The organism is Gammaproteobacteria bacterium, assembly GCA_019748175.1.
GTDB lineage: Bacteria > Pseudomonadota > Gammaproteobacteria > JAIEPX01 > JAIEPX01 > JAIEPX01.
In genome coordinates, this window is the sequence record JAIEPX010000020.1 from 107,105 (window position 1) to 133,933 (window position 26,829).

21 protein-coding genes are annotated in these 26,829 nt (G+C 38.7%); 10 read left to right on the plus strand and 11 right to left on the minus strand.

Translation table 11 applies throughout. The features are described from left to right. The first annotated feature begins 52 nt into the window (after positions 1-52). The gene (locus K2X50_09010) at positions 53-2,677 is read left to right on the plus strand and encodes a hypothetical protein (GenBank protein ID MBX9587384.1); all 2,625 of its coding nucleotides are present in this window, start codon (positions 53-55) and stop codon (positions 2,675-2,677) included. On the opposite strand, the gene K2X50_09015 is transcribed toward K2X50_09010, so the two are convergent. The 3 genes from K2X50_09015 to K2X50_09025 form a co-directional block, all read right to left on the minus strand. Then, positions 2,678-3,952, minus strand: coding sequence for an ATP-binding protein (locus K2X50_09015; protein ID MBX9587385.1), 1,275 nt, complete (start codon positions 3,950-3,952; stop codon positions 2,678-2,680). A gap of 247 nt (positions 3,953-4,199) precedes the next feature. Further along, entirely contained in the window at positions 4,200-4,469 is a 270-nt protein-coding gene (locus K2X50_09020; protein MBX9587386.1) for a hypothetical protein, read from the minus strand. Between the two features lie 28 nt (positions 4,470-4,497). Beyond that, complete coding sequence (locus K2X50_09025; GenBank protein ID MBX9587387.1) at positions 4,498-4,854, minus strand: hypothetical protein; 357 nt, start codon at positions 4,852-4,854, stop codon at positions 4,498-4,500. A gap of 404 nt (positions 4,855-5,258) precedes the next feature. Here K2X50_09025 and K2X50_09030 point away from each other — a divergent pair, with 404 nt between their 5' ends. From K2X50_09030 to K2X50_09070, 9 genes are all read left to right on the plus strand, one after another. Further along, positions 5,259-6,371: a hypothetical protein gene (locus K2X50_09030; GenBank protein MBX9587388.1), complete on the plus strand. Its 1,113-nt coding sequence runs from the start codon at positions 5,259-5,261 to the stop codon at positions 6,369-6,371. A gap of 112 nt (positions 6,372-6,483) precedes the next feature. Then, a complete protein-coding gene (locus tag K2X50_09035; protein ID MBX9587389.1) occupies positions 6,484-7,989 on the plus strand; it encodes a c-type cytochrome in 1,506 nt (501 codons plus the stop codon). A 53-nt stretch (positions 7,990-8,042) separates the two neighbouring features. Beyond that, on the plus strand, positions 8,043-9,173 hold the full coding sequence (gene coxB, locus K2X50_09040) for a cytochrome c oxidase subunit II (protein MBX9587390.1): 1,131 nt from the start codon (positions 8,043-8,045) through the stop codon (positions 9,171-9,173). Between the two features lie 88 nt (positions 9,174-9,261). Beyond that, the gene (gene ctaD, locus K2X50_09045) at positions 9,262-10,923 is read left to right on the plus strand and encodes a cytochrome c oxidase subunit I (GenBank protein ID MBX9587391.1); all 1,662 of its coding nucleotides are present in this window, start codon (positions 9,262-9,264) and stop codon (positions 10,921-10,923) included. A 7-nt stretch (positions 10,924-10,930) separates the two neighbouring features. Beyond that, positions 10,931-11,491 carry a cytochrome c oxidase assembly protein gene (locus K2X50_09050; protein MBX9587392.1) on the plus strand — a complete coding sequence of 187 codons (561 nt, stop codon included), beginning with the start codon at positions 10,931-10,933 and terminating at the stop codon, positions 11,489-11,491. Positions 11,492-11,533: 42 nt separating this feature from the next. After that, positions 11,534-12,415, plus strand: a complete 882-nt coding sequence (locus K2X50_09055; GenBank protein MBX9587393.1) for a cytochrome c oxidase subunit 3 — start codon at positions 11,534-11,536, stop codon at positions 12,413-12,415. 317 nt (positions 12,416-12,732) lie between these two features. Beyond that, on the plus strand, positions 12,733-12,909 hold the full coding sequence (locus tag K2X50_09060) for a hypothetical protein (protein MBX9587394.1): 177 nt from the start codon (positions 12,733-12,735) through the stop codon (positions 12,907-12,909). A 4-nt stretch (positions 12,910-12,913) separates the two neighbouring features. Then, positions 12,914-13,750: a helix-turn-helix transcriptional regulator gene (locus K2X50_09065; GenBank protein MBX9587395.1), complete on the plus strand. Its 837-nt coding sequence runs from the start codon at positions 12,914-12,916 to the stop codon at positions 13,748-13,750. Continuing rightward, entirely contained in the window at positions 13,747-14,610 is an 864-nt protein-coding gene (locus tag K2X50_09070; GenBank protein ID MBX9587396.1) for a LuxR C-terminal-related transcriptional regulator, read from the plus strand. The genes K2X50_09065 and K2X50_09070 overlap by 4 nt, the downstream gene beginning before the upstream one ends. A gap of 396 nt (positions 14,611-15,006) precedes the next feature. Here the strand turns inward: K2X50_09070 and K2X50_09075 are convergent, their stop codons facing one another. From K2X50_09075 to lptD, 8 genes are all read right to left on the minus strand, one after another. Further along, positions 15,007-16,185 carry a class I SAM-dependent rRNA methyltransferase gene (locus tag K2X50_09075; GenBank protein ID MBX9587397.1) on the minus strand — a complete coding sequence of 393 codons (1,179 nt, stop codon included), beginning with the start codon at positions 16,183-16,185 and terminating at the stop codon, positions 15,007-15,009. A gap of 155 nt (positions 16,186-16,340) precedes the next feature. Next, positions 16,341-16,694, minus strand: a complete 354-nt coding sequence (locus K2X50_09080) for a hypothetical protein (GenBank protein MBX9587398.1) — start codon at positions 16,692-16,694, stop codon at positions 16,341-16,343. Positions 16,695-17,057: 363 nt separating this feature from the next. Further along, positions 17,058-17,921: an alpha/beta hydrolase gene (locus K2X50_09085; protein ID MBX9587399.1), complete on the minus strand. Its 864-nt coding sequence runs from the start codon at positions 17,919-17,921 to the stop codon at positions 17,058-17,060. Between the two features lie 150 nt (positions 17,922-18,071). Continuing rightward, positions 18,072-21,689 (minus strand): AAA family ATPase, encoded by a 3,618-nt coding sequence (locus tag K2X50_09090; GenBank protein MBX9587400.1) that lies wholly within the window; start codon positions 21,687-21,689, stop codon positions 18,072-18,074. 315 nt (positions 21,690-22,004) lie between these two features. Further along, positions 22,005-22,814 carry a symmetrical bis(5'-nucleosyl)-tetraphosphatase gene (locus K2X50_09095; protein MBX9587401.1) on the minus strand — a complete coding sequence of 270 codons (810 nt, stop codon included), beginning with the start codon at positions 22,812-22,814 and terminating at the stop codon, positions 22,005-22,007. A gap of 73 nt (positions 22,815-22,887) precedes the next feature. Continuing rightward, complete coding sequence (gene rsmA, locus K2X50_09100; GenBank protein MBX9587402.1) at positions 22,888-23,685, minus strand: 16S rRNA (adenine(1518)-N(6)/adenine(1519)-N(6))-dimethyltransferase RsmA; 798 nt, start codon at positions 23,683-23,685, stop codon at positions 22,888-22,890. Between the two features lie 6 nt (positions 23,686-23,691). Beyond that, positions 23,692-24,654 carry a peptidylprolyl isomerase gene (locus K2X50_09105; GenBank protein ID MBX9587403.1) on the minus strand — a complete coding sequence of 321 codons (963 nt, stop codon included), beginning with the start codon at positions 24,652-24,654 and terminating at the stop codon, positions 23,692-23,694. 62 nt (positions 24,655-24,716) lie between these two features. Beyond that, positions 24,717-26,829, minus strand: a 2,113-nt coding sequence (gene lptD, locus K2X50_09110; GenBank protein MBX9587404.1) for an LPS assembly protein LptD, incomplete at its 5' end; no start/stop codon positions are given.

The window sequence follows — 26,829 nt, forward strand, 5'->3', positions numbered from 1 at the left end:
TAAATAGGTTAGGATGCCACCTCATCGCTTATATTGAGTATGAGGGCGGGTAATGACGGCTAAAAAAATCGATATTTGTATTGCTGTTCATGCAGGTTTTTGGATTGGTGATCACAATCTTCAAAGAACAGAGCAGGCAATCAAAGAATTATATGAAAAATTATTTGTAGCAACCAATAATAATGATACGACTAAAGCAACGGCACAATCCGTTTGGTATTCTATAATAGACAATCCTGAATCACCTGATGGACCGCTTACTTTAGCTGCAATTAGTCAGGCATTGTTGATGTCTGCTGACTTTTCTGATTCAGAAGATCGGTTGGCATTTTTTGAGTTCATGAAGCATAATAAAATGTTTCAAATTTTATTTCGTTTTTTTATCTTAGAAGATCACTCTGGTTATACTAGTCAACAATACGATGAAGAATTGGCGGGACTATTCAAACAAATTTTTTCAAAGCCCGTTTCTTCTCACGAACAATTTCCCGATATTGCTGCGAAAGACGGTAAAATACCCTTGGTTCCTTTTAGAGTGAGCCAGGGATTTTTATCTGCTGTTCAGATAGGTTCTTTCAGTTCGAGCGAAATGCCTGATGAAATAAATCGGTTGAAACATATTTGGATATCTTTAGGAAAAAATGGGTTAAGACAAAAAATATTGAAAGCAATGGGCGAAAATGAGTCGTTTGTTTTTGATTTATTAAAGACGATTCCTGCTATAACAAAATCGCTAAGTTTCGAGCGACTTCAAGTCCTTTCTAGGCATTATCCGGGAATGATACTTGCTGCAGCATCTGGTTTTGAGAGTAGAGCAGTTAGCCTTATTAATGAAATTTTGCGTTCTATTGCAAATCTACGATTTTCAGCTATACAAAAAACAGGCATCCAAATTTATCAGCCTTTTGCGATAAAAAAGATGAGTCTATTTTGGCGAGAGAATTTTGAAGTATTTCAAACTGCCGCCGGAGAAAAAGATCAGCATTTAACTCGCTTATTATCTCATATGAAAGACCCTATTGCATTTGTTATGTCAATGCTGCAGAAAAAATCGGCTGATGAAAATGAGGAGAATCTTCTAAAGCGTCGAGAATATTTTGTGAGAAGAATTGGGAAGATTATGCCGGTGCTTGGGCGGCAATCGGGAAAAAGAGCTCAAAAAGCTCTCAATGCTCTCTTAAGCGTAAATCTGACGGCAGGAAATAAATCAGGATCTTTAGTTCAGCATTTGAAAGATAAAGTCTCTCAGTTGATCGAAGAATATTCTAAAACAGGTGTCGATCCAGACGATCAGTTGTTTGATTTGCTCAATGATGATGTGAGTCGAGAAAAATGTAAGCTTACCGCAGGGCAAGTGAAGAAATTACTTGAGCGCGAAATAAATCGAACAGGCGAGCCACGGTGTTTTAATTCACGATTCGAAGCTATTATTGCAAGGGACGAGTCTCTAACCAAATTAATAGCAAGGCCAGATCAACAAGAAGCATCAGTATTTCAGTTGCATCATCCATGGCTTGCTGCGCGCAATACAATTGACGAAGCGCTCGAAAAATATGGCGATCTAGGTAATTACTTTCAAAATAAACCAAAAGCTGCTTCTGTAACTATGCAGCAAGCATTTCTTATGGCAAGCAAGCTACAATTGTGGAGTCAAATAGATCCTTATGCGATAAATCCAGTTTGGGCTTTTTTTCACTGGCTAAATCCGAATTGGTGCAAAGATTTTTTTACAGAAGAAGAAAATAAATTGGCATCAATAAACCCTCTCTTTAAATTACGATTGAATTGGCAGCGAGTTAAAAGTAAAAATTTAAAGAGTTTTGAAGAGTGTATTGTGCAGAGTAAGGAAGATGGATTCGAAGAGCTAGTAGCTGATATCGCTCATGATGCGTCTTCTCTCAATCATTCTGCTTTTGAGAAGCAGAAAACGGCCTACGGAGAAGCGTTGCTGAGCAATCCTTGTCGATTTGACGCTTTCGTCGCTCAGATTAATACGCCTGTGATGGCTTCTGCTCATGAGAGTTTTTTATTGGATGATACCGCAGTTAAAATGATAACGTCTGAGCAGGTATCTAGATTAATGACAATGGACGAGTGCGATTCATCTGATCTCACGAGTTGTGCGCAACTTGCTGCAAAAATAATTATAAAAAGACCTCAGCTGATCATCGATATTATTTCAAAAGAAGAATTAAGAAGGCAATTTTCAGGCGGCTCTAAAGAATTAATGTTGAAAATTGCAGGAATGGTCGAGAAACGTCGATCTTTTTTATCTGAATTCTTGGATAACATAACAGTAATACTAGGTCAATATAATCAGCAGCAGCTTGATGAGGATCTCACAATAATTTTGAGTTCTGAAGCAGCGCCTCTGGATTTGACTCTAGCAGAACTTCAAAAAATTCAAGACGTAAGCCCGCGGGCAATTAAATTTTTGCTCGGTAATGAAAAATTCAGCAGTAATATTCCCTCTGAATTAAGAGATCAAGTTCAGAGAGTTGATCAGAAGGATCATGACAATTTAATGCTAGCAAAAAAACTTTCTGGTCAGGTAGAACCGCAGCGATTTGTTGGTGGAAAATATGCAAGTTCATATGCTAATGGTCTTGGTGTTAAAGGTGCTGTGAATATTTATGATATAGGAAGTGATGTTGGTCTCGCATCATTACGAAATTAATTAGACCTCTTTAATGAAATCAAGCCCTGATCTAAGATAGTCTTCCAACGTGATGATTCTGCCCTCTATGCCAAGTTCAGCTTGTGCTTGTTCGAGAGCTCTAAATTCTCGTTGTTTTGTTGCGGTATTGGACATATCCCAACAGACTTGCAACAGCAGTATTTTTCCAAGTGGGGTATGAATTAAAAAATCTATTTCATATCTTTCTTCGGTAAGATAATAATATATTTTACAATTTAGCCTTCTCAACTCTAAGTAAATAATATTTTCGAATAACTTGCCTTGGTCGTTCTGATTATTTAAGGTTACACAATTTATAAGGCCAGTATCAACTGCAAATAGTTTTTTTGGATTTGTCTGCACTTTGCGGATGGATTTGTCATATAGGCTTATTGTGAATGCTAGGTAAGCTTCTTCAATAAAATTGAGATACTCATACAAACTATCTTTAGTGATGTGATAACCTTGCCCTTTTAGATCATTATAAAATTTATTAATTGTGAAAGGCCTGCTGACATTATGCAGCATAAAGATAATCATATACTTTATTAATGTCGGATGTTTCACAGCATGTCGCTCGATAATATCTCTATAAATGACTACTTCAATGTATTCTTGTAGTGTTTTTGTTCTAATATCACTATCATAGCTTGTTACTTCAGGGAACCCGCCACATATCAAATATTCATTGAATAATTGAGTCAGAGTATCTTGTTTTTTCTTGGTAAATATTCCTGATTCAGCTGAAATATTTTTTGCTCGTAGATATTCATTGAAACTATATGGCCAAACCTCTGTTGCAATTGATCTCCCTCGTAAATTGGAGGCAATTTCAGTGCTCAATAATTTAGACGATGATCCCGTTAAATAAATTTGTACTTTTTTACTATCAAATATTCTTCTTATTACAGTTTCCCAGCCTTCAATTATTTGAATCTCATCTAAAAATAAATAACACTGTTCGTCATGATTCTCAGGATACAATTCATAAAAACTGTCGATTAATTTTCCACATTTTCCAACGTCAAGTGGCAATAATCGATCATCTTCAAAATTAATGTATAAAATTCTGGTCAATGGTATTGAAGCTTCCAGTAGATGCATAATTGTTTGATACTGCAAACAGGTTTTGCCACTTCGCCGCATACCCACTGCAACTTTGATCTTATTATCCACCTCGGGAAATGAGACATTTCTGGCTACCAATGTAGTCATGCTCTTGAGCTTGTCATGAAACTCACCTAATACTATCTCTAATATGCGCTTTTCATTCATCGATCTTTCCTCGTTACAAGGAAAGATTGCAGGTAAACTTTCCTTGGATAAAGGAAAGTTTAGTTCATTTTCAGGTTAAAAGCAAGAGCAGGTGTAGGAGTGGTTAGGATATGCTCTGACGCCTCTTGTGGTTTTTAGCCACATACCATATGAATTCTTAAGGTGAACTGGGGGATTATAAAGCATCCCTAGATTAGTTGCTCTACGAATGCGCGACATAAATAGCGATTACAATTTTATCCTAGATCTAATTTGATGTTTCTTTGCAAACCCCGTCTTCACAATTTAGGCCACATTCGTAATCACCAGCAGTTAAAGCGTGAATGGTTTTTAACTCGGTAATCGCAGTATTTCTGCACTCTTCAAGAGAGCTAAATTCACCAATAAATTTCGAATGAGTTAAATTTTCTTTGTCTGTGTATATATAGCCACTCCATCTTTCTTTAATTGGGCACCCCGAAATACTCAACAATATTAAGCACATTATTGGAACTTGGATCACGTTTAGATAGTTCATCTTGATTCCTAAGTATCGAATATACAAATTAGCATGGATAGGCTTTAATTAGGGCAGATATTATAACAACTCGTGCACTTTGCAGTAAGGTAGCTGAATTTGAGGTTATGTAGCCTAATACTATGCGCATTGCTTGATCATTTGAAATACCTGATGCAGGTGCGCAAATAATTGGCTTGCCAGAATTACTCTTTTTCAGATCGCTCATTAACACAAAGGTATCTGTTACTCCAGAAACATAACCAATGCATATTAGCTTCCCATTTTCACTTTCACAGAGCGATTTTAAAGTCCCACCAGTCATGCCTGCATCGGCATATGCAATAGGTGCTGATCCCAACATAGTAACAGTAAAGATTAATGTGAGTAAAAATCTATTTTTCATTATACGCCTCTTAACCAAAAGTAATGAGATCGAGTTTGTTCTGTCCTAATGCTCAACACACGTTTCAGCTCCTAGCAACCGGTCATCATATTGAGCTAAAACATCATTTCTATATCCTAATGAGTAAAGTATAGCATATTTCCATATTTCTGATTGTCTAGTAGGTTCACTAAGTTCAAAAATATTCTATATCACCAATTTAGAAAATGATCTCAATTCTCGAGGTTTCTGGTAACTGCAGTGAATTTGTCAGGTCATGGATTAATCTGAGATTTGGTTCTATTAATTAGTGGTCATGTTAGTAGACAGAAATGATGTCGAAACATGGAGGCGTTTATCTTTGAGTTTGAGTAGTGATAATGTTACTATATTCGAATAATACAGCAATTTAAAGGTGAGTTAAGATGAAGAAAGTTAAATTATCAGAAGAGCAATTTGTCCACTGTCCTGAGTTTCGAGTTGTTCGTTATGAGCGAGGGAAAAGTCGGCATCATGGTTTGTACGCAGATGGAATCAGTATTTGTGGAATTTTTTGCTTTCAAAGTAAAGAGGGTAATCGTTTATCATTGGTTCATGCAAATCGCTTCACACGTGTCGAAACATTACTCGAAGAAGCCAATTGGATTGGAAAAGGTGGGCGATGTACTGTGTATTCAAAAAAGAAAGTAACGCTACATCCGGTAATTACAAAAAAAATTGTAATTGGCGTGGATTGCATTCCGGAATTACAGGAAAAATCACAGTGTGATTATCAGGTGGAAGATTTTGGTGAGAAAAATATTGCTTTGTTGTTGAGATTGGATGGGGCAGTTGAGCTATTTGATTCTATTGAGCATAATCTGAGTATTGTTTATCACCCTCGTTTACCTCAATTAGAGTGCATTTATAAAATCAACGAAAATTTAGCTTATGGGAAATTGCTTGAGCTAAAACAAGAGCCGCTGCTATTTGATGGTACGGCTTGGCAAAAATTACAACAACATGATTTGACATTACATCCTGCAGCCAGTCAAAAGTTAGTTGAGTTAGATGTCAATAGAGAAACTGGTTTTTGGATTGTGTCATCGAAAATTCGAGAATATGCTCAATTATGGCTACAGTCAAAAAAGACTTTTTTTGCAGATGATGTCAACCTAATTGTTTTAGCTACACAAACTGGTGCCTTAATCGCCTTGACTCCTGTGATACAGCAATACTTGTATTCAAATGATGCCAAACAGCAATTTATTACGAATGTGAGTGCAGAGCTCAGAAATCTTAGATGTATGGCCGAACAAGATGATTACCAATTAAGAGACGCTATAGCGCGAGCATTAGAATCTGAAGATCCAGCTTCAGCAGTATCAGCAGTTTTCGAACAATTTAAGCATCATAGTGAGTATAGAGAGGCTCTCAATGGAATCATTATGGGTTTTAATGGTTATCATTTTCACTACCAGCGTGCCCAGCTAGGTACCTGGCAAGTCGAACCTGAATTCCAAAAAATCGAAATGGCGTCGCAGAGCATGTGTATCTAGAGGGCATCAAATCGTTAATTTGAGGCCTGACACCCAATAAACTATTGATTCTACACCACCATAGCTTATATGATACGCCCTCTTTCGAAGACAATTAGTAGGGATAGTGGGGATGAATAAGAAGGTCAGCTTATGTGATCAACTCAAGCGAATTAGCTATTTAGCGCTATTTGCTGGCTTCGTGGTTACAAAAGTATTTGCTGTTGATGCCATGGAATATGATTACCCTACCGTTATTGCACCTGATGCAGAGCAAGCTAAAAAAATTCGGTTGGGTGAATATCTTGCTAAGGCCGGCGATTGCATCGCCTGTCATACCAAGCTTGGAGGGAAGCCATTTGCTGGTGGGTTGCCGGTTAAAACACCCTTTGGCACTATCTACTCCCCTAATATCACACCTGATAAAGATACAGGCATCGGTAATTGGACAGATAAGGATTTTCTGCGAGCTATGAAACATGGTATAGCGCCAGATGGTTCGTATTATTTCCCGGTATTTCCTTATACGTCATTTACAAAAATGACTGATGCGGATGTTTTGGCTATAAAAGCCTATTTAGATGTAGTGCCGGCAGTTGTGCAAGCCAATATTGATCCCGATATGCCTATCCCATTTCGCTGGCGGTTTGGTCAATTATTTTGGCGAACGTTGTTTTTCCGAAAAGGGGATTATCAGCCTGACCTTACTCATTCTGAGCAATGGAATCGTGGTGCTTATTTAGTCCAGGGACCTGGGCATTGTGGTATGTGTCACACACCATTGAATTTATTAGGCGCTCCTAAAATGAAATATAATTTAGCGGGTGGTCAAGTTGATGGTTTCATCGCGCCTGGAATTAATGCTACTGCTTTGGCAAAAGTAGAGATTCAGGAAATTTTGAACGTGTTTTTGCATAATCATCGTATCGGTGGGGGTACATTAGCCGCAAAACCAATGTTGGAAGTTAATCAATATAGTCTGTCGTTACTGAGTGAAAATGACCTCACTGCGATTGCAACGTACCTCAAGACAGTAAAAAGTGAAACGCCACCGGTTGAAAAAGTGAGTGGCTCTGCAAGTGAAGTGGGTAAGAAAATTTACGATAAATATTGTCAAGCGTGTCATACCACAGGTGCAGGTGGTTCGCCGAAATTAGGCGATGCTGCTGAATGGGCGCCTCGTTTAAAAGCAGGGATTGATGAAGTTTATAGTAAAGCGATTAAAGGTTTTGGTTCAATGCCTGCAAAAGGAACTTGCATGACGTGCAGTGATGAAGATATTCATCACGCTGTTGATTATTTAGTAGGACAGGCCTCGGGAAGTGGCGAAGCAAAACCAGCAAAACCTGTTAAAGAACTACCTAAAGCTACTTTGGCATTGGGTAAACAAGTTTATGATAAAGTCTGTAGTGTTTGTCACGATGCTGGTAAATTGAGTGCACCTAAAATAGGCGATCAACAAGCATGGGCGCCACTCATTGATAAAAATTTCGATGTCTTGGTGACGAATTCAATTAAGGGATATCGTGCAATGCCTCCACGTGGTGCATGCTATGATTGTTCGGATACTGATATTATTGCAGCAGTAAAATATATGGTCCAACAAAGTAAATCATCTGGTGATTATTTACTTTGGTAGGCACAGAGAGGGAGTGAGTGATGCGCGCGATTCTAGGAAAATGTTGTAGCTGGATGAGTTGGATGTTGCTTCTGTGCGGAGTAAGCTCTGTCTTTGCGTCCAAATATAACATGCCCGTGGGTGTCACCCCAATTAGTAAAGAAATTTACACATTGCATATGACAATTTTCTGGATTGTCGTTGCGATTGGTATTCTCGTATTTAGTGTATTAATTTATGCGTTAATTAATCATCGTAAGTCTCAAGGTCATGTTGCAGCGAAATTTCATTCTAGCTTAAAAGTTGAATTAGTGTGGACAATAATTCCTTTTATCATTTTAGTGCTGATGGCCATTCCAGCAACTCGAGTACTTTTGATGATGGAAGATGATAGTGATGCTGATCTCAATATTAAAATCACAGGCTATCAGTGGAAATGGAAATATGATTACCTGGATGAAGGTATTAGTTTCTTTAGTAACCTTGCAACCACTCAAGATCAAATTCAAGGTAAAGCACCTAAGGGCGAAAATTATTTGCTTGAAGTGGACAAGCCTATCGTTGTTCCCACACATAAAAAAATACGGTTTTTAGTAACTGCGAATGATGTTGTTCATTCTTGGTGGGTGCCTGAATTAGGTGTTAAGCGAGATGCAATTCCTGGGTTTATTCATGAAGCGTGGGCAAGAATTGAAAAACCAGGCACTTATCGTGGGCAGTGTGCAGAATTATGCGGTGTCGGTCATGGTTTTATGCCGATTGTTGTTATAGCAAAAGATGAGCCAGATTATAAAAAATGGGTGGCTGAGCAGCGGGGTGTTGCATTACAGCAAGCTAATGCGCCTGAAGAAAATAAACCCATGACAAAAGCAGAGCTGATGGAAGCCGGTCAAAAAATTTATGGCGCAACATGTACTGTTTGTCATCAAGCGACAGGCATGGGAATGCCGCCTGCATTTCCAGCGTTGAAAGGCAGTAAAATTGTTACGGGTGATATCAGCAAACAATTATCAATTGTATTGCACGGTGTGAAAGGAACGGCAATGCAAGCGTTCGGGGAACAATTGACTGATAAAGATATTGCCGCGGTTGTAACGTATCAACGTAACTCGTGGGGCAACGACGATCAAGCAAAATTTGGTAAAGCTGCGGGTGGACTTATTCAACCGAGTGATGTTGCTGCCGCACGAAAAGCTGGGCAGTAAGAGTGATATCTATTGAAAGTCAGTTTAGATTTTATTTAGTAGTGTGATGCGGAAATTTATCTCCGCAATTATAGGCGAGGAAAAAAGTATGACAGCAACTTCAGCAGCCAAGGGCCATGATAGTGATCATGATCACGGAGCGCATCAAGAGCCTGGTTTTGTAGGTTTCCTCAAACGCTGGCTTTTTACAACCAATCATAAAGATATTGGTACGCTTTATCTTACTATAAGTATGGTCAATTTTTTGTTAGCGGGAACGATGGCCTTATTGATTCGTTCAGAATTATTTATGCCTGGGCATCGATTACTATCGCCTGATTTTTTTAACACTATGACAACCATGCACGGATTAATTATGGTGTTTGGTGTAGTAATGCCGGTATTTGTTGGATTGGCTAACTGGCAGCTACCGATGATGCTAGGCGCGCCCGATATGGCGTTACCACGACTCAATAACTGGAGTTTTTGGTTATTACCTTTTGCGTTCACCATCTTACTGAGTACATTTTTTATGTCGGGCTCTGCGCCCAATTTTGGATGGACATTTTACGCGCCTTTATCAACAAAATATGGACCGCCCAGTACTGACTTCATGATTTTTGCCATTCATATTATGGGTATGTCTTCGATTTTGGGTTCGATAAATATTATCGCAACAATTTTAAATATGCGTGCGCCGGGTATGAAATTAATGCAAATGCCCATGTTTGTTTGGACGTGGCTGATTACTGCATTTTTATTATTAGCGATTATGCCTGTGCTTGCGGGAACAGTTACAATGATGCTCACCGATCGTCATTTCGGTACAAGCTTTTTTGATGCAGCAGGTGGTGGCGATCCAGTTTTATTCCAGCATTTGTTTTGGTTTTTTGGTCATCCCGAAGTTTATGTTCTTATTCTTCCTGCGTTTGGTGTGATATCAGAAATATTGCCGACTTTTAGTCGCAAAAAATTATTTGGTTATCATTTCATGGTATATGCGACAGCAGCTATCGCAATTTTATCCTATGTTGTCTGGGTGCATCACATGTTCACTGCCGGTGTGCCAGTTCAGGCGGCTTTATTTTTTATGTATTCAACAATGCTAATTGCAGTGCCTACAGGAATTAAAATATTTAACTGGGTTGCAACAATATTTAAAGGATCACTTACCTTTGAAACGCCGATGTTATTTGCAATCGCCTTTTTGTTTATGTTCACCTTGGGTGGTTTTTCTGGATTGATGTTGGCCATTGTTCCTGCTGATTATCAATATCAAGATACCTATTTCGTGGTCGCTCATTTCCATTATGTATTAGTTCCTGGGGCAATTTTTTCTGCAATCGCAGCGGTTTATTATTGGCTTCCGAAGTGGACGGGGCATATGTATAATGAAACACTTGGAAAGCTTCACTTTTGGCTATCAACCATTTCTTTAAATATTACTTTTTTCCCGATGCATTTTCTTGGATTAGCAGGTATGCCTCGACGAATCCCAGATTATGCATTGCAGTTTACCGATTTTAATCAAATCGCAACCGTAGGCGCATTTATTTTTGGATTCTCACATTTAATTTTCTTATACAATGTTATACGAACTGTACGAGGCAAGGGTAAAAAGGCTACTAAGAGAGTTTGGGAAGGCGCACACGGATTTGAATGGACTTTGTCATCGCCGCCACCCTATCACTCATTTGTAACGCCTCCAGTGTTCGTAGAAGGGGCGAGTAGTCACGAAGTGTCGGACACGATGGATCACCATGAAAAATGATCATCACATTCATAAAGAAAAAAAGCAGCGACGTTTAGTCTTAATTTTATCGAGCTTTGTGGTGCTGATGTTTGGGTTTGGATATGCGATGGTGCCTTTGTATAATGTATTGTGTAAGCAACTGGGTATCAATGGAAAAACCGGTGGGCAGGTTGTTTTAGATGATACCGGTATTGATGAGAGTCGCATTATTACGGTTCAGTTTTTGGCGACAACGAATGCTTACATTCCGTGGGAATTTAGACCTCGATTGCGAACGATAAAAATGCATCCAGGTGAAAATAAAGCAGTCACCTATTTTGCAAAAAATAATACAGATCATGCAATGACTGTTCAGGCGATACCGAGTGTAACGCCTAGTGCTGCTGCGAAATACTTGAAAAAAACCGAGTGTTTTTGTTTTACGCAGCAAAAAATGAATGGGCAGGAAGAGATGGATTGGCCATTATTATTTCACATCGATAAAAGTGTGCCAAAAAATATTCATACTATTACCTTGGCTTATACGTTGTTTGATGTGACGAGCTCACATAGTACAGTAATTGATGCTAAGCAAGGGCATTTATGATTTCGGTTCAACAGTGAACAATTTTTTTAAAGAGGATAGATAATGGCTACACACAACAAAGGTACCTATTACTTACCAGCGCCATCTAAATGGCCATTTGTCGGTTCTGCCGGAATTTTTTGTTTGCTCTTTGGGTTGGCTAATTGGCTTCACGGCAATCATTTTGGCGCCGTATTATTTGGTGTTGGAATCATGGTCATAATTTACATGCTCTTTGGTTGGTTTGGCGCAGTGATTCGTGAAAATGAAGCGGGGTTGTTAAGTAACGAACAAGTTGAGCGATCCTATCGATGGGGGATGATCTGGTTTATTTTTTCAGAGGTGATGTTTTTCGGGACATTTTTTGGTGCATTATTCTATATACGAGTTTATTCAGTGCCCTGGCTGGGTGGTGAAGGAGTTGGAGATCTTACACATGTATTATTGTGGCCAAATTTTGTGGCGAAGTGGCCATTATTAGCTACACCTAATCCTAATGTATTTGCTGGGCCTCATGCTGTCATGGACACCTGGGGGATTCCTGCACTTAATACTCTTATCTTACTCAGTAGTGGGGTGACCATTACAATTGCTCATTGGGGGCTATTGAAGAAGAAAAGAACACAACTTGCTGTTGCCCAACTTGCTACAATTTTATTGGGTATTTTATTTTTATGTCTGCAAGTGATGGAGTATGGGGAAGCCTACACTGAAAAAGCGTTACGATTAGATGCTGGTGCCTATGGTAATACCTTTTTCATGCTAACCGGGTTTCATGGTTTGCACGTGACCTTAGGTACTACGATGCTTATCGTGATATTGGGCCGCATCCTAAAAGGCCATTTTACACCTGCGCATCATTTCGCATTTGAAGCGGTGGCATGGTATTGGCACTTTGTAGACGTTGTGTGGTTATTTTTGTTTATCTTTGTTTATTGGATCTAATCTGAATAAGGGGGGCGATAGTCAGCCCCTCTCTCTCTCTCTCTCTCTCTCTCTCCTTCCCCCTTTACCCGCATACATCGCCTGGCTCAGTTTGTTTAACTAAGCCAGGTTATTACTACTGATAAGCAACTCTACGTAGTAATTACGCATTGCTACTATTGCAATCATCGATAAAAATGAGATCATGTCTTGAGCGGGCTATGTTGAGAGTGCGATGTAAAAAACATCTTATATATTTGCATTTTCATTATATTATCATAATTTATCTCGCTCGCAGTGGTTTAACCTTAGGTTCTGGTTAATATTGCGGGGAAAATATGTTGGCATTAAATGCGACATCAAAAGAAGTCATTAGCAGCAAATTAAATGCTGGTTATGATGATCTATCTAAAACAAGTCGTCCCTCGTTTAAAAGCACACCTGTAAAAGCTTTCAAAGGCCATTGGGTTGAATTATTGAATACCTATCACCTGAAATACTTGGTATTAAGGTGAAATAATGGATACCACAATATTAACTCAGTTTACAAATACTCATTGCGATGACGTTAACAGAATATGCTACCCATTATTTAAAAAAACTCCCGTGAATTTTTTTGTGTACGAGCGTTTTTATGATAATGCAGATGCTCTTTTTTTGAGCTCGACTTCAAATGTATTAATAAACTGGGCAGTGGACGAGCTTCATCCTACTCGCGCAGAGCTTGATTTATACTCCTCTTTCGGATTGAAAATGGCTTATTTTTCACATCATATGCCTTTACCGCTAGGCTCTGAAGTTGCGGCTGAAAAATATGAAAAAGTTGTAGCAGTAGCTGCTGACAGTCGATTATTTCATATTTTGTTTTTCATAAGTAGAGAATCTGATTATTATAAAGTTTGTGGTTTTGGCTCAGAAAAATCGAGCAAGCCGATCTTAAATTTTTATATTAATTCTGCAATTTTTTTAGAAAAATTTATCCTGTATTTTGAGAATTTTGCTAGCGAATTGATCTATGATGGAAATAATGATGGATTGATCATGCTCCCGACTTATAATTCACCGCTACCCGTGTCAGATAATTTGGAGTGCTATAAGGAATATAATCACATTGAAAATGTATTTGAAACTCAAAGTAAGAGTGATATAAAAACAACATCACAATTAACACTTAGAGAAGAACAATGTTTAGCATTGATTGCTCAAGGGTATACCATGAAAAGTGTTGCTATTAAGCTTAATATATCTCATAGGACCGTAGAGCAACATTTGCGTAATATTAAAGACAAATATGGATTATGCACTAAAAATCAGTTGGTGGAATTGTGGCATGATCAGGGGGGTGGTTGGGTATGATATCTAGTGGAATACATGTTGCTGAAGAACGCATTCAAAAGATACTGGGTGGTACTTCAGAAACAGTCAATAAAGCATGCCACGAACTTTATAAAAAAACGCCGATCAAATATTTTGGTTATTATGTTTTTTATGATAATGGTCTTACGAGTGCCTATGTAAGCGATCCAGGCCTTACATTGATACTCCTAGAAAAAAAATTAACGCCTTCTTTATACGATCTTAACATGGCCTCTAGATTAGGTATGAAGTCTCTCATTCTTTCCCACCATGTGCCTTTCCCTGAAAGTATGAGCGCGACAAATCGAGAAAAATATAAGGAAATTATATCTCACGCTGCCGATCGACGAAGTTATCATGCGTTAATATACATTGATCGATTTCCAACCTACTTTAGGTACTGCATTTTTGCAGTAGATAAATCAGATACTTCGGTTTTTAATTTTTATTTGAATTCTTACACGTATTTGCAAGACTTTATAACCTATTTTGAGAATTCAGCTTATGAGTTAATGGAAGATGAAAAAGAATCGAAAAAAATATTAGTGCCAAGCTATCTAGATTCAATTGATATAGATAATGGCTTGTTAGAAAGCGCGGAAATAGAAAGTGAGTTTGACTTCTTATTGCCTAATACATCTAGCATGACGCACATTTTAGATTCTTTGACAAATAGAGAAAGTGAATGTCTTAGTTTATTGGCTAAGGGGTATACTATGAAAAATGCAGCTAAAAGATTGGGCATATCTCATCGAACAGTTGAGCAACACTTGCGTAATGTTAAAGATAAATTTGGGCTGAATACAAAAAATCAATTGGTGGAATTGTGGCACGATCATAGAGTTAAAGGAGAGTCCTAGTTACAGTTTGCATAGTTAGATAGTCAGATAAGTCATATTTTCATATATTTGTAGCATTTATTTTCAGCTGATGCTGAACCCGTTGCGTATTTTCTACGTATTTCAGGATCCCACGATAACGGTTAAATTTCTATTGCTCGGGGTTATTCATCATCTGTTCTAAAGCAGGCGTTGTCACAATGTTGGCATCGCACTCTCGCTCAAGACTGCGTCCGCAACATTGAAACGCAGGTTATAGACGATGAGGTGGCCCTGGGCCTAAATTTCTACTCACGCTACAATCTTTTATATAATAATACATCGTCCCTAATTTAAGTTGAGTGATGACTTTATTCCAGCTTTTATAATTTTAGAATAGGCAATTTTACTGATGGTAAATTAAAATCCAAATTCGTTTTAATGATCTATTGTGAGAAGTACTGCTTGCAAATAATTTCCTTCGTTGAAAGCTGAGAGCATAGGATGATCTGCGGCGGCACCAAAAGTGCCTAAGATACGTATATGCTTATGGCTTGCAGCAGCAGACTCACCAATGATATGAATAAAATGATCCAACGATAGCGCAGAAGAACAATTACAGGTCATCAATATACTGCCTGGTTTAAGAAATTTAAAAATCTCTTTATGTATAAAACGATAATGTTGCACTGCACGATCCAAATGCTTTCTTGAAGGCGCTAATTTGGGTGGATCTAAAATGACGATGTCATAATTTTCAGCGAGCGCAAGACTTTCGCGTACATCCGCTTCAATAAATTTCACATTGTTGAGTGAATTTAGTTCAGCATTTTTCGTTGCTTGTTTTACAGCGCCCGCGGAACTATCAATTCCTAAAACTTCTTTTGCGCCTGCTTTTGCAGCATGAAGAGAAAACCCGCCCGTAAAACAATATAAATCAAGTACTCGTTTATCACGAGCCAGTGCGGCTATGCGTTGATGATTTTCGCGTTGATCTAAATATAAACCTGTTTTTTGAGTTTGAGAAAAATCGATTTGATAAATAAGGCCGGTTTCTTTAACTTCTGTAATCGTTGAGCTCGTGGAGTCCGAAGAATCTTTCCATCCGTCTTGTTGGAGTGGTTTTGATCGGCTAATCCAAATAATTTCGCGTGGTGACAACAAATCTTGTAAAGATGATTCAATAAGCTTACGGTGTGCTTCGACCCAGTAAGCTGAGCTTGAAACAACAGCCACATCCCCAAAAACATCAACCGTCACACCCGATAAACCATCGCCTTCACTATTGCATAAACGATAAGCGGTTGTTTCAGAATCAGGTAATCCGATTAGCTCTCGTAATTTTTTGGCATTCTGAAAACGAACCTTAATAATGTCAGGGAGGCTAGGATCAGAAAAACTCTCATCCGCATACGCTAAGACCCGCACCCTGTAGAGCGAATGTTCATTATAAACACCCCAGCCAATCAGGCTCTTGTCCTCGGCATGTACGCTAACCAGTTCGCCTGTCTTCAGTGCGCCCTTATTGTAGGCAATCGCCTTGGGAAACACCCATGGATGCCCCTGCACAATTGGCTTGCTCTTCTTTGTCTCTAAATAAACCGCTGCTATGCTCATGTTTTAACTCATCCTAAATCCTTAAGTATCTCGCATTTGGCCTGAGGTTAAAAGGAATATCATTGATAAAATAACCACGAAGAATTGACCTTTGTCGTTTCTTTGTGGCTCAGATTGCTGTTATGAACAAGCTTCTATGGTCTGCTCAAGCGGCGCTATTCTTTTTGAAACCTTTTTAAGCCCTCAAGTAGGGGCGGCGAAGTAGAGTGAGCATTTTCGAGTGTGCGGCTTATTGGCCCAGCCTGTGGTGTTTTAAAAAATGGTATCGTTGAAGCGTGTAATTTGATTGCACCAATTAACCTATCTGAAAACAGGCGTTTTATTGGAAGTGCTTCAATTTGTGGGTCAAGCTCCATTACGAGGCCTGTTTCGATATTGTTGACGATAGATGAGTTTTCTTGAGCAAGGGCTAATGTTTGGGCCTCGCTCTTGCTGTGACTACCTTCTGTGTGATCATCTGATCGACCTTCAACATGATCAGCAAATCTGATATGTGTACTTTTTTGCATTAAATGTCTCACTTTGTTTCTGTAAATATAGTCTTTATTGTAACAGGCTTGCCGCACAATACAAGAATTACTTACAGAAAGTCTGGTTATATGCCCATTGACTTTAAAATGTATTTGTAAATTATTTTTTGGTGAGGCCAGATAAATTACGACCAAATTTCAGACTTGACCCTTTGGCAGCGTTTAATAAGCATCTGGATTTACCTTGAATAGAGGTGACAAACGCAAAGATTGATAGAACTGGTATGTCTTCAAATAATTTTCATCGCAGTCAGTAGAGTTCAAAGTTTCAACGGTGATTGTAACAGGGCGGCTCTAAGCGATGCCCTTATAATTTATAAAGGCATCGCTTTAACTTTTTGATCAAGATTTTTGTTGTAAAAAATGCAAGACATCGTGGTTAAATTGTTCTGGATCTTGGATGAAAGAAAAATGGCTGACTTGAGGTTGAATGAGTAATCCAGAATTTGGGATTGAGTCCGCCATGAATTCTGTATTTTCACGTTTTATGCCTTCGTCACGATCGCCATCAACAATCCAAGTAGGCACTTTAATGGAATTCAGCTGGGCCTTTGTAAAATCAGGCTGAGTTTCCCACATCTTTTTAATTTGATCGAGAAATTTTTCGTAATCATTCGGTGTTTTAGAGAGTTTTTGATATTCTTGTTTTGCGCGAATGGTGGCGTAAGTGTTAAAGACTTCGGTAGTTGTAGGATCTTTCGTTCCGTTAGGATTTGAATTTGCGCCGAATGCAAAAAGTTTGGTGATACGATCAGGATGATGGATGGCAATATTAATTCCAATGATTCCGCCATCGCTCCATCCTACAATAGCGGCTTTTTTAATTTTAAGGAAATCCATTAATGCAATAACGTCTTCCGTCATAGTGTCGTAGCTGTATGGAATATTATTATTTGTGCTGCGTCCATGGCCGCGACTGTCCATCACGATCACTTGATAATTTTTAGAAAGTGTTCGAACTTGATTTCCCCAATAATTAGAATTACCTAATCCACCATGTAAAAAGATGACAGGTTCACCATGACCATATACACCGTACCAAATTTGTGCGCCACGAATGGGAGCATAGCCGCTGACTTTTGTTGAAGGAAGTGTGGGTGTGGGTGGAAGTTCAAGCCATTGTTGTTTTGCTAATACGGGTTGTATGTTGGCAAAAGAAAAGCAAAGGAAAAGTAATGTTAGAACGAGGGATCTAAATAAAGACATGAGTGAAATCTCCGAATTAAATTAATCTAAGCTGATAATAATGCAATAATATGATGCATTCAAGCGCATTCAACTGCTCTTCTAAGTTCATTGCTGTTAGCTGATGACCCCAAACGCAGCCTGTGTCTATCTGCATTAAGTAATGGATTTTTATTTAAATAATTGACTTGCCGTTTCGCCATGTCGCATCTCGCATTTTTCTCCACTGGGGCACTTTCCGTTTGCAAAGAAGCGACAAACCATGGTGGATTTTTTTTGCGCAAAAGGCCTATCTGCAGAAACCACTGGAGGTAAAGCTGGTCGTGGAGGAGTCGAAGCTGCTGGTATTTCTGATGAAGTGATTTTATAGGCTGAGGATTTTTCTGGTGGTTTAGATGTGGTGCTTCCAGAACTTTTGGTCCCATATTTTTGAAGTAGTGAGTATGGATCTGGAGCTGGTTTTGCATCAGGTGTTTTGTCATATTGTTTGCTTGTAGTGGTTACGGATGTAGGAGGAACAGCTAATACAACTTCATCTAGGGTGTTATATTTTTGAAGTCGTGAATATGGATCTAGGGCGGGTTTAGTCGCAGGCTGTTTTTCAGATTGTTTGGCTGAAGTGGTTGCAACTGTAGGAGGAACAGTTGATACAATTTCGTCTATAGTGCTATATTTTTTAAGTAATGAATATGGGTCTGGGGCTGGTTTAGCCGGTGGCTTTTTTTCAGATTGTTTAGTGAGGGTAGTTACAATTGCTGGGGCTATATCTTGAGCTTTCTCTGCAGTGGCAGTCTTAGTATTTGGAGTATTTTGTGCTGTAATTACGGTTGCTGGGGTATACGCCTTAGAAGTCCTAACTGGTTGAGTTGTTGAGCTAGCTTTGTCATTTCTATCTTCTGTTTTATCGTCAGTAGATTTGACCGTTGAATCTGTTTTTGATTTTTGAGGTTTAACAAGTTGGTCTTTTCCATGTGCAAAATTACATTTATCGCCGAAAGTACATTTTCCCACTTTAAAGTTTTTGCAGGGTGCTGTTTTGAATTTATCAGGTTGCATCGATTGCTTTTCTGCTTCTTTAGATGGCTTTTTATCAGCTTTGACTGCTTTTTTAGGAGCATCAGCTGTCGCGGAAGCTTGAGGTTTTTCAGGGTTTGTTTTTTGGGTCTTATCAGATTTCTTAAGTTTTATAAGCTCGTTTTCACCATGAGCATAGGTGCATTTATCGCCTTTTTTACAACCGCCTGCTTTGAAATTTTTACACAGTATCGTTTTGTAATTTGGTGGTTGAGATTGACTTGAAGTTGGTTTTTTATCATCGGACTTATCAGTAAGTTGTTTAGCAGGCTTTTCTTTTTTTTGCTCAGGTTGTAAAGATTCTTCAAATTCAGCTTGTGAAAAAATTAAATGTTGTCTTTCTAGGTGTTGTAATAAGCTTCTTAAATTCCGATCTGCTTGTAAAGTTTTGACATCCCCGAACATGATTACAGCATGTTTTCCTCGTGTGATTGCTACATTCAATCTTCTGAAATCACGAAGAAATCCTACGCTATTTTTCGGGTTTGAACGCACAAACGAAATAATAATAATTTCGTTTTCATCGCCTTGAAAGCCATCTACCGTATTTACCTTTACACTATATTGTTTGGCTAATCGTTGCTGAAGCAGTCTGACTTGCCCAGAATAAAAGCTGATAACGCCAATTTGTGTTTTGGGATTGACTTTATGATGAGTGCTTAAATAGGCAATGAATTTTGTAATTAAGTTTGCTTCAGCCTGATTACAGAAACTAGTCCCATCAAGACTCTCTTGGCCGATTGTTTGTATAAATGCATAGGGCTGATGACTCTGTGAGGTTAAAGTTGGAAAAGGGGATTGGCGAGTTCTGATATTCGGGCCATCCATAATTTGATTCTGGTAAAACTGTAAAGATGGCCAGTGCCTTATCGCAGAATGCATCCGGTATTGGGTATCTAACATATGAAAAGGTTGTTTGCAGTCTTCGAGTAGCCTATACATCATCGAACGCCCGTATTCTTTTTCTTCAGCTAGTTGAGAAATTACTGTGGCAGGCAATTGTTTTGTGTCACCTACTAAGAGGCATTTGCTTGGTTGTAGAACTAACGGTATTAATGTCTCTGCTTCGATACTTTGTCCTGCCTCGTCAACAATTAATATATCTATCTTTTTAGTCTGGCGCATTTGTTTTCGACCTATGACAGATAATGTGGAGAATAGAACCTCGGCATTCCCCAGCAATTTTTCCTCAAGGTCTTTTTCGCTGGTAATAGCAGCGATAAGATTAGTCCAGGATTGTTGTGCATTTGCATGATATTGAAGATAATTCTGATATTTGTAGTCTACATTGGCCTCTTCATTTGTCATTGTGCCAAGCGATTCCCAGAAGCTAGTGTTTTCTCGCTCAAGGTATTGAAAATAGGTTTCAGATGCCTGTAATGCTGCATTTAATTGCCATGAGAATTGAGTGATTTTATAGATTTCGAGTAAGCGCAATAATTCTTTTTTTGTGTTTGAAAATTGACGAGATTCTTGATCGAAAGAAATGACTATTTGAGTTTCATCTTTTTTACGAATTTGTTTTACATAACCCTCAGGTTTTTTGGCATACACTTTAAGGTCTTGTGCAAGTTTTAGTAATCGTTTTACCCATGTATGAAGGAATATAGGAGTCAGCGAATCAGGTAGTTTCGACTCTACACCGGCTAAAATAATTGCGATCTTCTCATTTTGATATTTTTGATAGAAGCGTTCTGCGATAACTTGAACAGCTTTATTAGAAGGAGCGCATATTAAAACCCTTTTATTCTGTTTGACGAGTCTCTGAATTAATTCAACGATTGTGCTTGTTTTGCCAGTCCCTGGTGGTCCTTGAAGCAGGTATATTCCATTTGCAGCATTTGTAAAACCATCTATTGCTTTGAATTGAGAATCATTGAGGGTGGTTTGGTTTAATGTCATAATTTCAGGTATTCGAGGGATTCTTCCCTGGATGATTTGAGGGAGAAAGGTTACTTCTGGCTTGATGCAGCATACTTCATACATTCTTTCATGGGATAGAACTGAACCTAAAACAAATACGGTCCATTTAGCATCTTTGACAAAAGCCTCTTTGTAGCTATATCGAGTATTTTCATCGGCTATGAATTTAATGGTAGTTTTTTTATTTTGATTGCCGAAGCCTTGTTGACTCGCCAAGCCCAAAATTTTCACGCCCCTGTTTGTAGAGGGGCTCAAAATTACCGCAACGCGAGATTTTCCCTCGACATCTTTCAAAAGGTCTTGATCAACGTCCATTCTGCTAGGGTTGTCGACATCCCTTGAATGTTTTACGTCACGAGTCAGTGTGAATCTATATTTAGTTACGGAAGTCTCAAATCCTGATGCTATAGTGGCTCTTGCATCTTCTAAAATATAAGGTTTGAAATCTTCATAATATTCTTCTTTAACTGTTGATGAAAATTCTTCATAGCTGCTGGGAAGTTGTTCGGTACTACGAAGTAATCTTAGCCTGTTATTTACAATATCGTCTATGCTCCATTTGAGTACAATTCCGTTGAAGATATATGATCCACTGTTGTGATGATCATCTTGGTCTGTATCAACTTTTTTGGGGTTTGTGATAAGGTCTCCACGCGTTGCGATAGAGGTGGCTTCGTCAGAATCATTATATCCATAATCGTCGCCATCACTATTGCCATAATAAGTATTGCTTCTAGTTTGGCCATAGTAATTTGAATAACCATCATCTCCGTATTCATAGTCACTGTACATTGTCATTCCTTGATTGTATGTCGTAAATGATTCTAATAAAGATATGTTAATATCAAATTGTGTATATCATTGTGTCCACAAAAAAGTCAACATTTTGTTGACACGTATTTTAACTTGTAAATTTTTAATATTATATGGGCTGAGTTTCGTATCTAAAATTAATAACTATTTAACTGTAAATTTTTAGAAAAAAACTAGAGTGCGTGCGTTATAAAACGACATATCGATTTTTTTAAAATATGAGTGACTATCATTTTGAGAAAAGAGATGTGTGATTTTAAAATTTCGGATGCTCTGTGATTTCGGTTTTACATATTATTTAGCACATTCAACTGAGAATAATTTCTGATCCTCTAAACGCATAGCCGTTAGTTGATTGCCCCAGACGCAGCCTGTGTCGAGAGCGAAGAGATTGGGTTGGTTAGTTTTTCCCATCAATGCTGCCCAGTGGCCGAAAATGAGACGGTCTTGTGGATCACGTTTGTTGGGAAGTTGAAACCAGGGAATTAAATGGGGAGTTTGTGTTTCTGCGGGACCTTTGACATCAAGAATGAGTTTGCCGGAAGGATCGCAAAAACGCATTCTCGTAAAAGCATTGATGATGTAACGCAATCTATCCCAGCCTTGTAGTGAAGGTGACCAAGTGTCAGGTTCGTTTCCGTACATGTGTTCTAATAAAAGTCCTGCTTGATCGCTTTGTAAAATTTGACATACTTCTTCTGCGTTTTTTTGTGCTTCACTGAGTGACCATTGCGGGGGAATCCCTGCATGAGTCATGGTGTATTTTAGTTGTGAATCATGATGCAGCAGAGGGCGATTGCGAAGCCAATGAATTAATTCATCACGATCAGGCGCGTTTAAAATTTCATCGAGATTATGTTGTACTGGATAAACTCGTGTGGCTAGAGCGAGTGCGAGCAGATGCAAGTCATGATTTCCGAGTACACAAATTACACGAGGAAATCGACTGACAAGGCGTAGTGTATTGAGAGAATCGGGTCCCCGATTCACGAGATCTCCGGTGAACCATAATATATCATCACTAGAATCGTAATTTATTTTGGCTAACAATGCTTCGAGTGCAGCGTAGCAACCTTGCAAGTCTCCAATTGCATAATGTGACATTCTGTACCTTCATTTTAGACGATGGATGAGCACTCAGTATTTGTGCTTATCCGTGAAACACTCAATCACCAGATCACTGATCATGATTGTTATTTTCAGAGACTATATTACTGATTGCCACAAAATCAGCAACCGATAATTGTTCCGGTCTTAATTGAGAATCTATATTAATAATAGACCACTGATCTTGTGACACTAAAGTGGATAATGATTTTCGCAGCGTTTTACGTCGCTGCCCAAAAGCGGTGGTTACAATTTTTCTTAACATCGGAAGACTCTTGGCGATATGAGGGCATTCTTTGTGGGGGATCAATCGCACAACTGCTGAATCAACTTGTGGTGGTGGTGTAAATGCTCCTGGAGCCACAGTGAATAATTTTTTCACTTGGCAAAAATATTGAACCATTACAGACAAGCGCCCATAGATTTTAGTCCCCGGATGCGCAGATAGGCGATCGACAACTTCTTTTTGCAGCATAAAATGCATATCTTTGATGCAATTTAATTGTTCAAGTAAATGAAAAATTAACGGTGTGGAAATATTATAAGGGAGATTTCCAACAATACGAAGAGGATGGTCTTTACCCAAAGAGGCTAAAGAAAAAGTTAAGGCGTCTTGTTCGTGAATCACTAAGTGTCCGTATTGTTCTGAAGAGGTTTTTAATTTGGGGATGATGTCCCGATCAATTTCAACAGCATCCATTGATGAAACAAGAGGTAGTAATGCGTGAGTAAGTGCTCCTAAACCAGGACCAATTTCCACTAGATGATCATTGCGTTGTGGATCGATAGCAGCAACAATTTTAGTGATGATGTGAGTATCATGCAAAAAATGCTGACCAAATCTCTTTCGTGGCTGGTGTTGTGTCACGGTAAATTAAAGTGAAATTTTCACGTAAGCAGAATCGCGCAATTGCTGCAACCACACTTGAAGCTGTTCGTTGAATTTTTGATGATAAATTAGATTTTTCACCGATTGTTCTGTCATTTTGGTTGGATCGTTGTGCACGTCCACGAGTTTTAAAATGTGGAAACCATTGGGTGCTTGAATGGGGCCTGCTATCTGATCAATTTTCAGAGTGCTTAATTGTTTTGCAAAGAGTGTTGGTAAGTCAGCAGCTTTCCGCCATCCTAAATCTCCTCCGCCCAACGCATTAGGTCCGGTTGCATTACTTCTTGCAATCTCTTCTAAATTAGCGCCCCCTTTAAGCTGAGCTACTATTTTTTTTGCTCTTTCTGAAGCGGCTTGTATTTGTTGTTTTGTTGCAGATTCGGAAAGTGGGACTAGGAGATGTAGTAAATGATATTCGCTACTGCCCGGCTTTTTATTTTTTTGGCTTCGAAGATATTCAGAAACTTCGTTGTCTGTAATAGTGATTTTAGAGCCGATTGCAGATTGTTGTAATCGAGAAACAATCATTTGATCGTTAATTCTCTTTCGAAAAGTTGGATAATCAATGCCGTCATGTTCAACCGATTTTTTGAGCTGATCTACCGTAATATGATGTTCATTAGCCATATCTTGAATAGCTTTGTTGACATCTTCACTACTTACTTCCATGTTGTTGCGTTTTGCAATTTGAAGTTGTACCGCTTCTAAAATTAATCGATCAAGAACTTCTTTGCGTAGGGCAGATCCTGCTGGAATGGGTTTGTTGCTAATTTTTAGTTGCTCTATAGCGGCCTTATAGGCTAACGCGAGTTCTGAGTTGGTAATGACGCTATCGTTGACAACCGCAACGACTCTATCGAGAGGTTGAGTGCTTTCTGGTTTGGCGTACGCCCCTGCATTCGCCATGATGGCGATGCTCAAAATTGTTATTAACCAATGCGCTTTCATAATTGGACCTCTATATGGTGTTAACTGTTGATTCTCATCGATTGGGCTGTGTTTTGTCAATGTTAAAACCAGTCTTTAAAACCGGGTAGGCGATCTCGTAAAATGCTGTTGGGGTTGCTGCTGCCTACTGTTGTAAGGCCTTTAAGATTTATTTGGATATAGTAGCGATTATCGAACATTGTATTTTCTGTTAAGCTTTGATCGATCATCGTGTGACTTACAATAGCTCGCAGAGCAAAACAGCAGCTCTGATATTCAAGTCCGGCAAGAATAAATTGCGGATGGCTGTGACTAAGATTGTAGTTCCAATTTGCGAGTGCATGCCATCGTTCTGTAATAGGAAGGGCAAACGCAATATCTAATCGACTTAAATCTTGACTGCGGGCACCTGTTTTTCTGTCTCCATCTCGAACGTAATCGTATCCGAGTGAAAATAATCGATTTTCTTTGCTTTGATAATGTAAATGAGTATTCGTGGTTGTCATTCGTTGATCGCTCGGATCCCAAACGACATTTGCAACAGCATACCATGCATTATTGAAGTGGTAATTAACTGCCCCAATGAGTGGCGAGGTGTGATTATTAAAGAGAGGATCGTTTCTGCAGTCAGGTGTTAAACATACTTTGCGATCTTGAAAATACCATTGAGTTGCTAATGTGGCGCTTAACCGTTCATCGCCATTGCCCTGGTCGAGAAAACGTGACGTTAGTGCAAACGTCAGTTGATTAGCATCATTAATTCGATCAATACCTGAAAAACGATTTGGAATAAATAATTGTTGATAAGTAAATGTCGGTAAGTCAGTGTCAAAAAGTGGAATATTATTTTGGTTAGTGTATGGAATATAAAGATAATAGGCGCGAGGTTCTAGTGTTTGAGTAAATTGTTGATTCCCAATTGTATGAGTTCGTTCAAAAAATATTCCTGTATCAATGGTTGTAATAGGTAATAAGCGAGTAATATCTTTGTTAGAATTTTGTTGAAGCTCATCTGATTGATCATGTAACCAATACGCAGTGCCTTCTAGATCGAGGCGAGGTGTAAAATAGGCATACGCTGTTTTTAAGGGTAATTCGAGGCCTGGAGCAACATCCAATCGTTGGCCAGTGATAACTTGATTGTGAGTCATGAAGTCGCGACGATGATCAAAATAAATAAATTCAGAATTTAACCAAGTGTGAGGATAATTTTGCCCAAATAACCAATCGCCGTGCAAATTTAATTGTGGTAAGCGGGCATACTGATCTTTTGCGCTAGAATCTAATGGGTGAAGTGTTTGATGTAATTGTAGACGGCTCAGAAAATCCCAGTGATTATCGGAGTACGTGAAATTTGCTTGATTCAATAATTGATCGCTATTTTTATCGCTGGGATTATGTCCGAAATCTTGTAGGTAGTAGTCGTCTGTGACAAAATTAATGATGACTGAAGACTCAATATTTGAAGAATATTCGTAGGTATTTTGTAAGGCTAGTTTTAATCGATTATTAGAATCATTTGCAAGTGTATGCAAGAAATGCTTTGTAACATCATCATCCGGTGAGCTAAGTTTTTCGTTTTTCATAGCGGCAAAAACATTGTCGTTGGGTAAAAAACTAGCCTGCATGAATCCTTCGCTGTGAGGAAATAAATAACGAATATTTCCGTTTAGTTGAATTCCTCGATTGCTGTACCATATTGGGGTGAATGTTGCATCGTAATTAGGTGCTAAATTACAGTAATAAGGCATTTCTAAAATAAAACCGTCTTTTTCATTGTGTCCAGGAGTGGGAAGTAGGAATCCGCTTTTACGGCGTTTATCGATGGGAAAACTTAAGTAGGGCAAGTAAAGAACGGGAACATTTTTGATGTTCAGGCTGACATGCTTAGCAACTCCAACGCCCGTATCTTTTTGAAGATCTAATTGACTAGCTCGAAGTTTCCATAATGGCTTTGTGCAAAGCGGGCAAGTGCTATAGGTTGCTTGCTGTATTTGTAATTCGTTAGGAAGATTTTTTGCTTGTTTTGCGGTACCCCATGCTGTTAATGGGCGTGGGTGTGCATCACGATTTATTCTATAGGCCCCATCCCAGAGTGTTGTTTCTTGTTGTGCGGGCTTCATTAAAACGCGTTGACCAGCGAGTTCTTGTTTTTGTTCAAAATAACGAACATTACCTTTTAATTCGATTCGATCA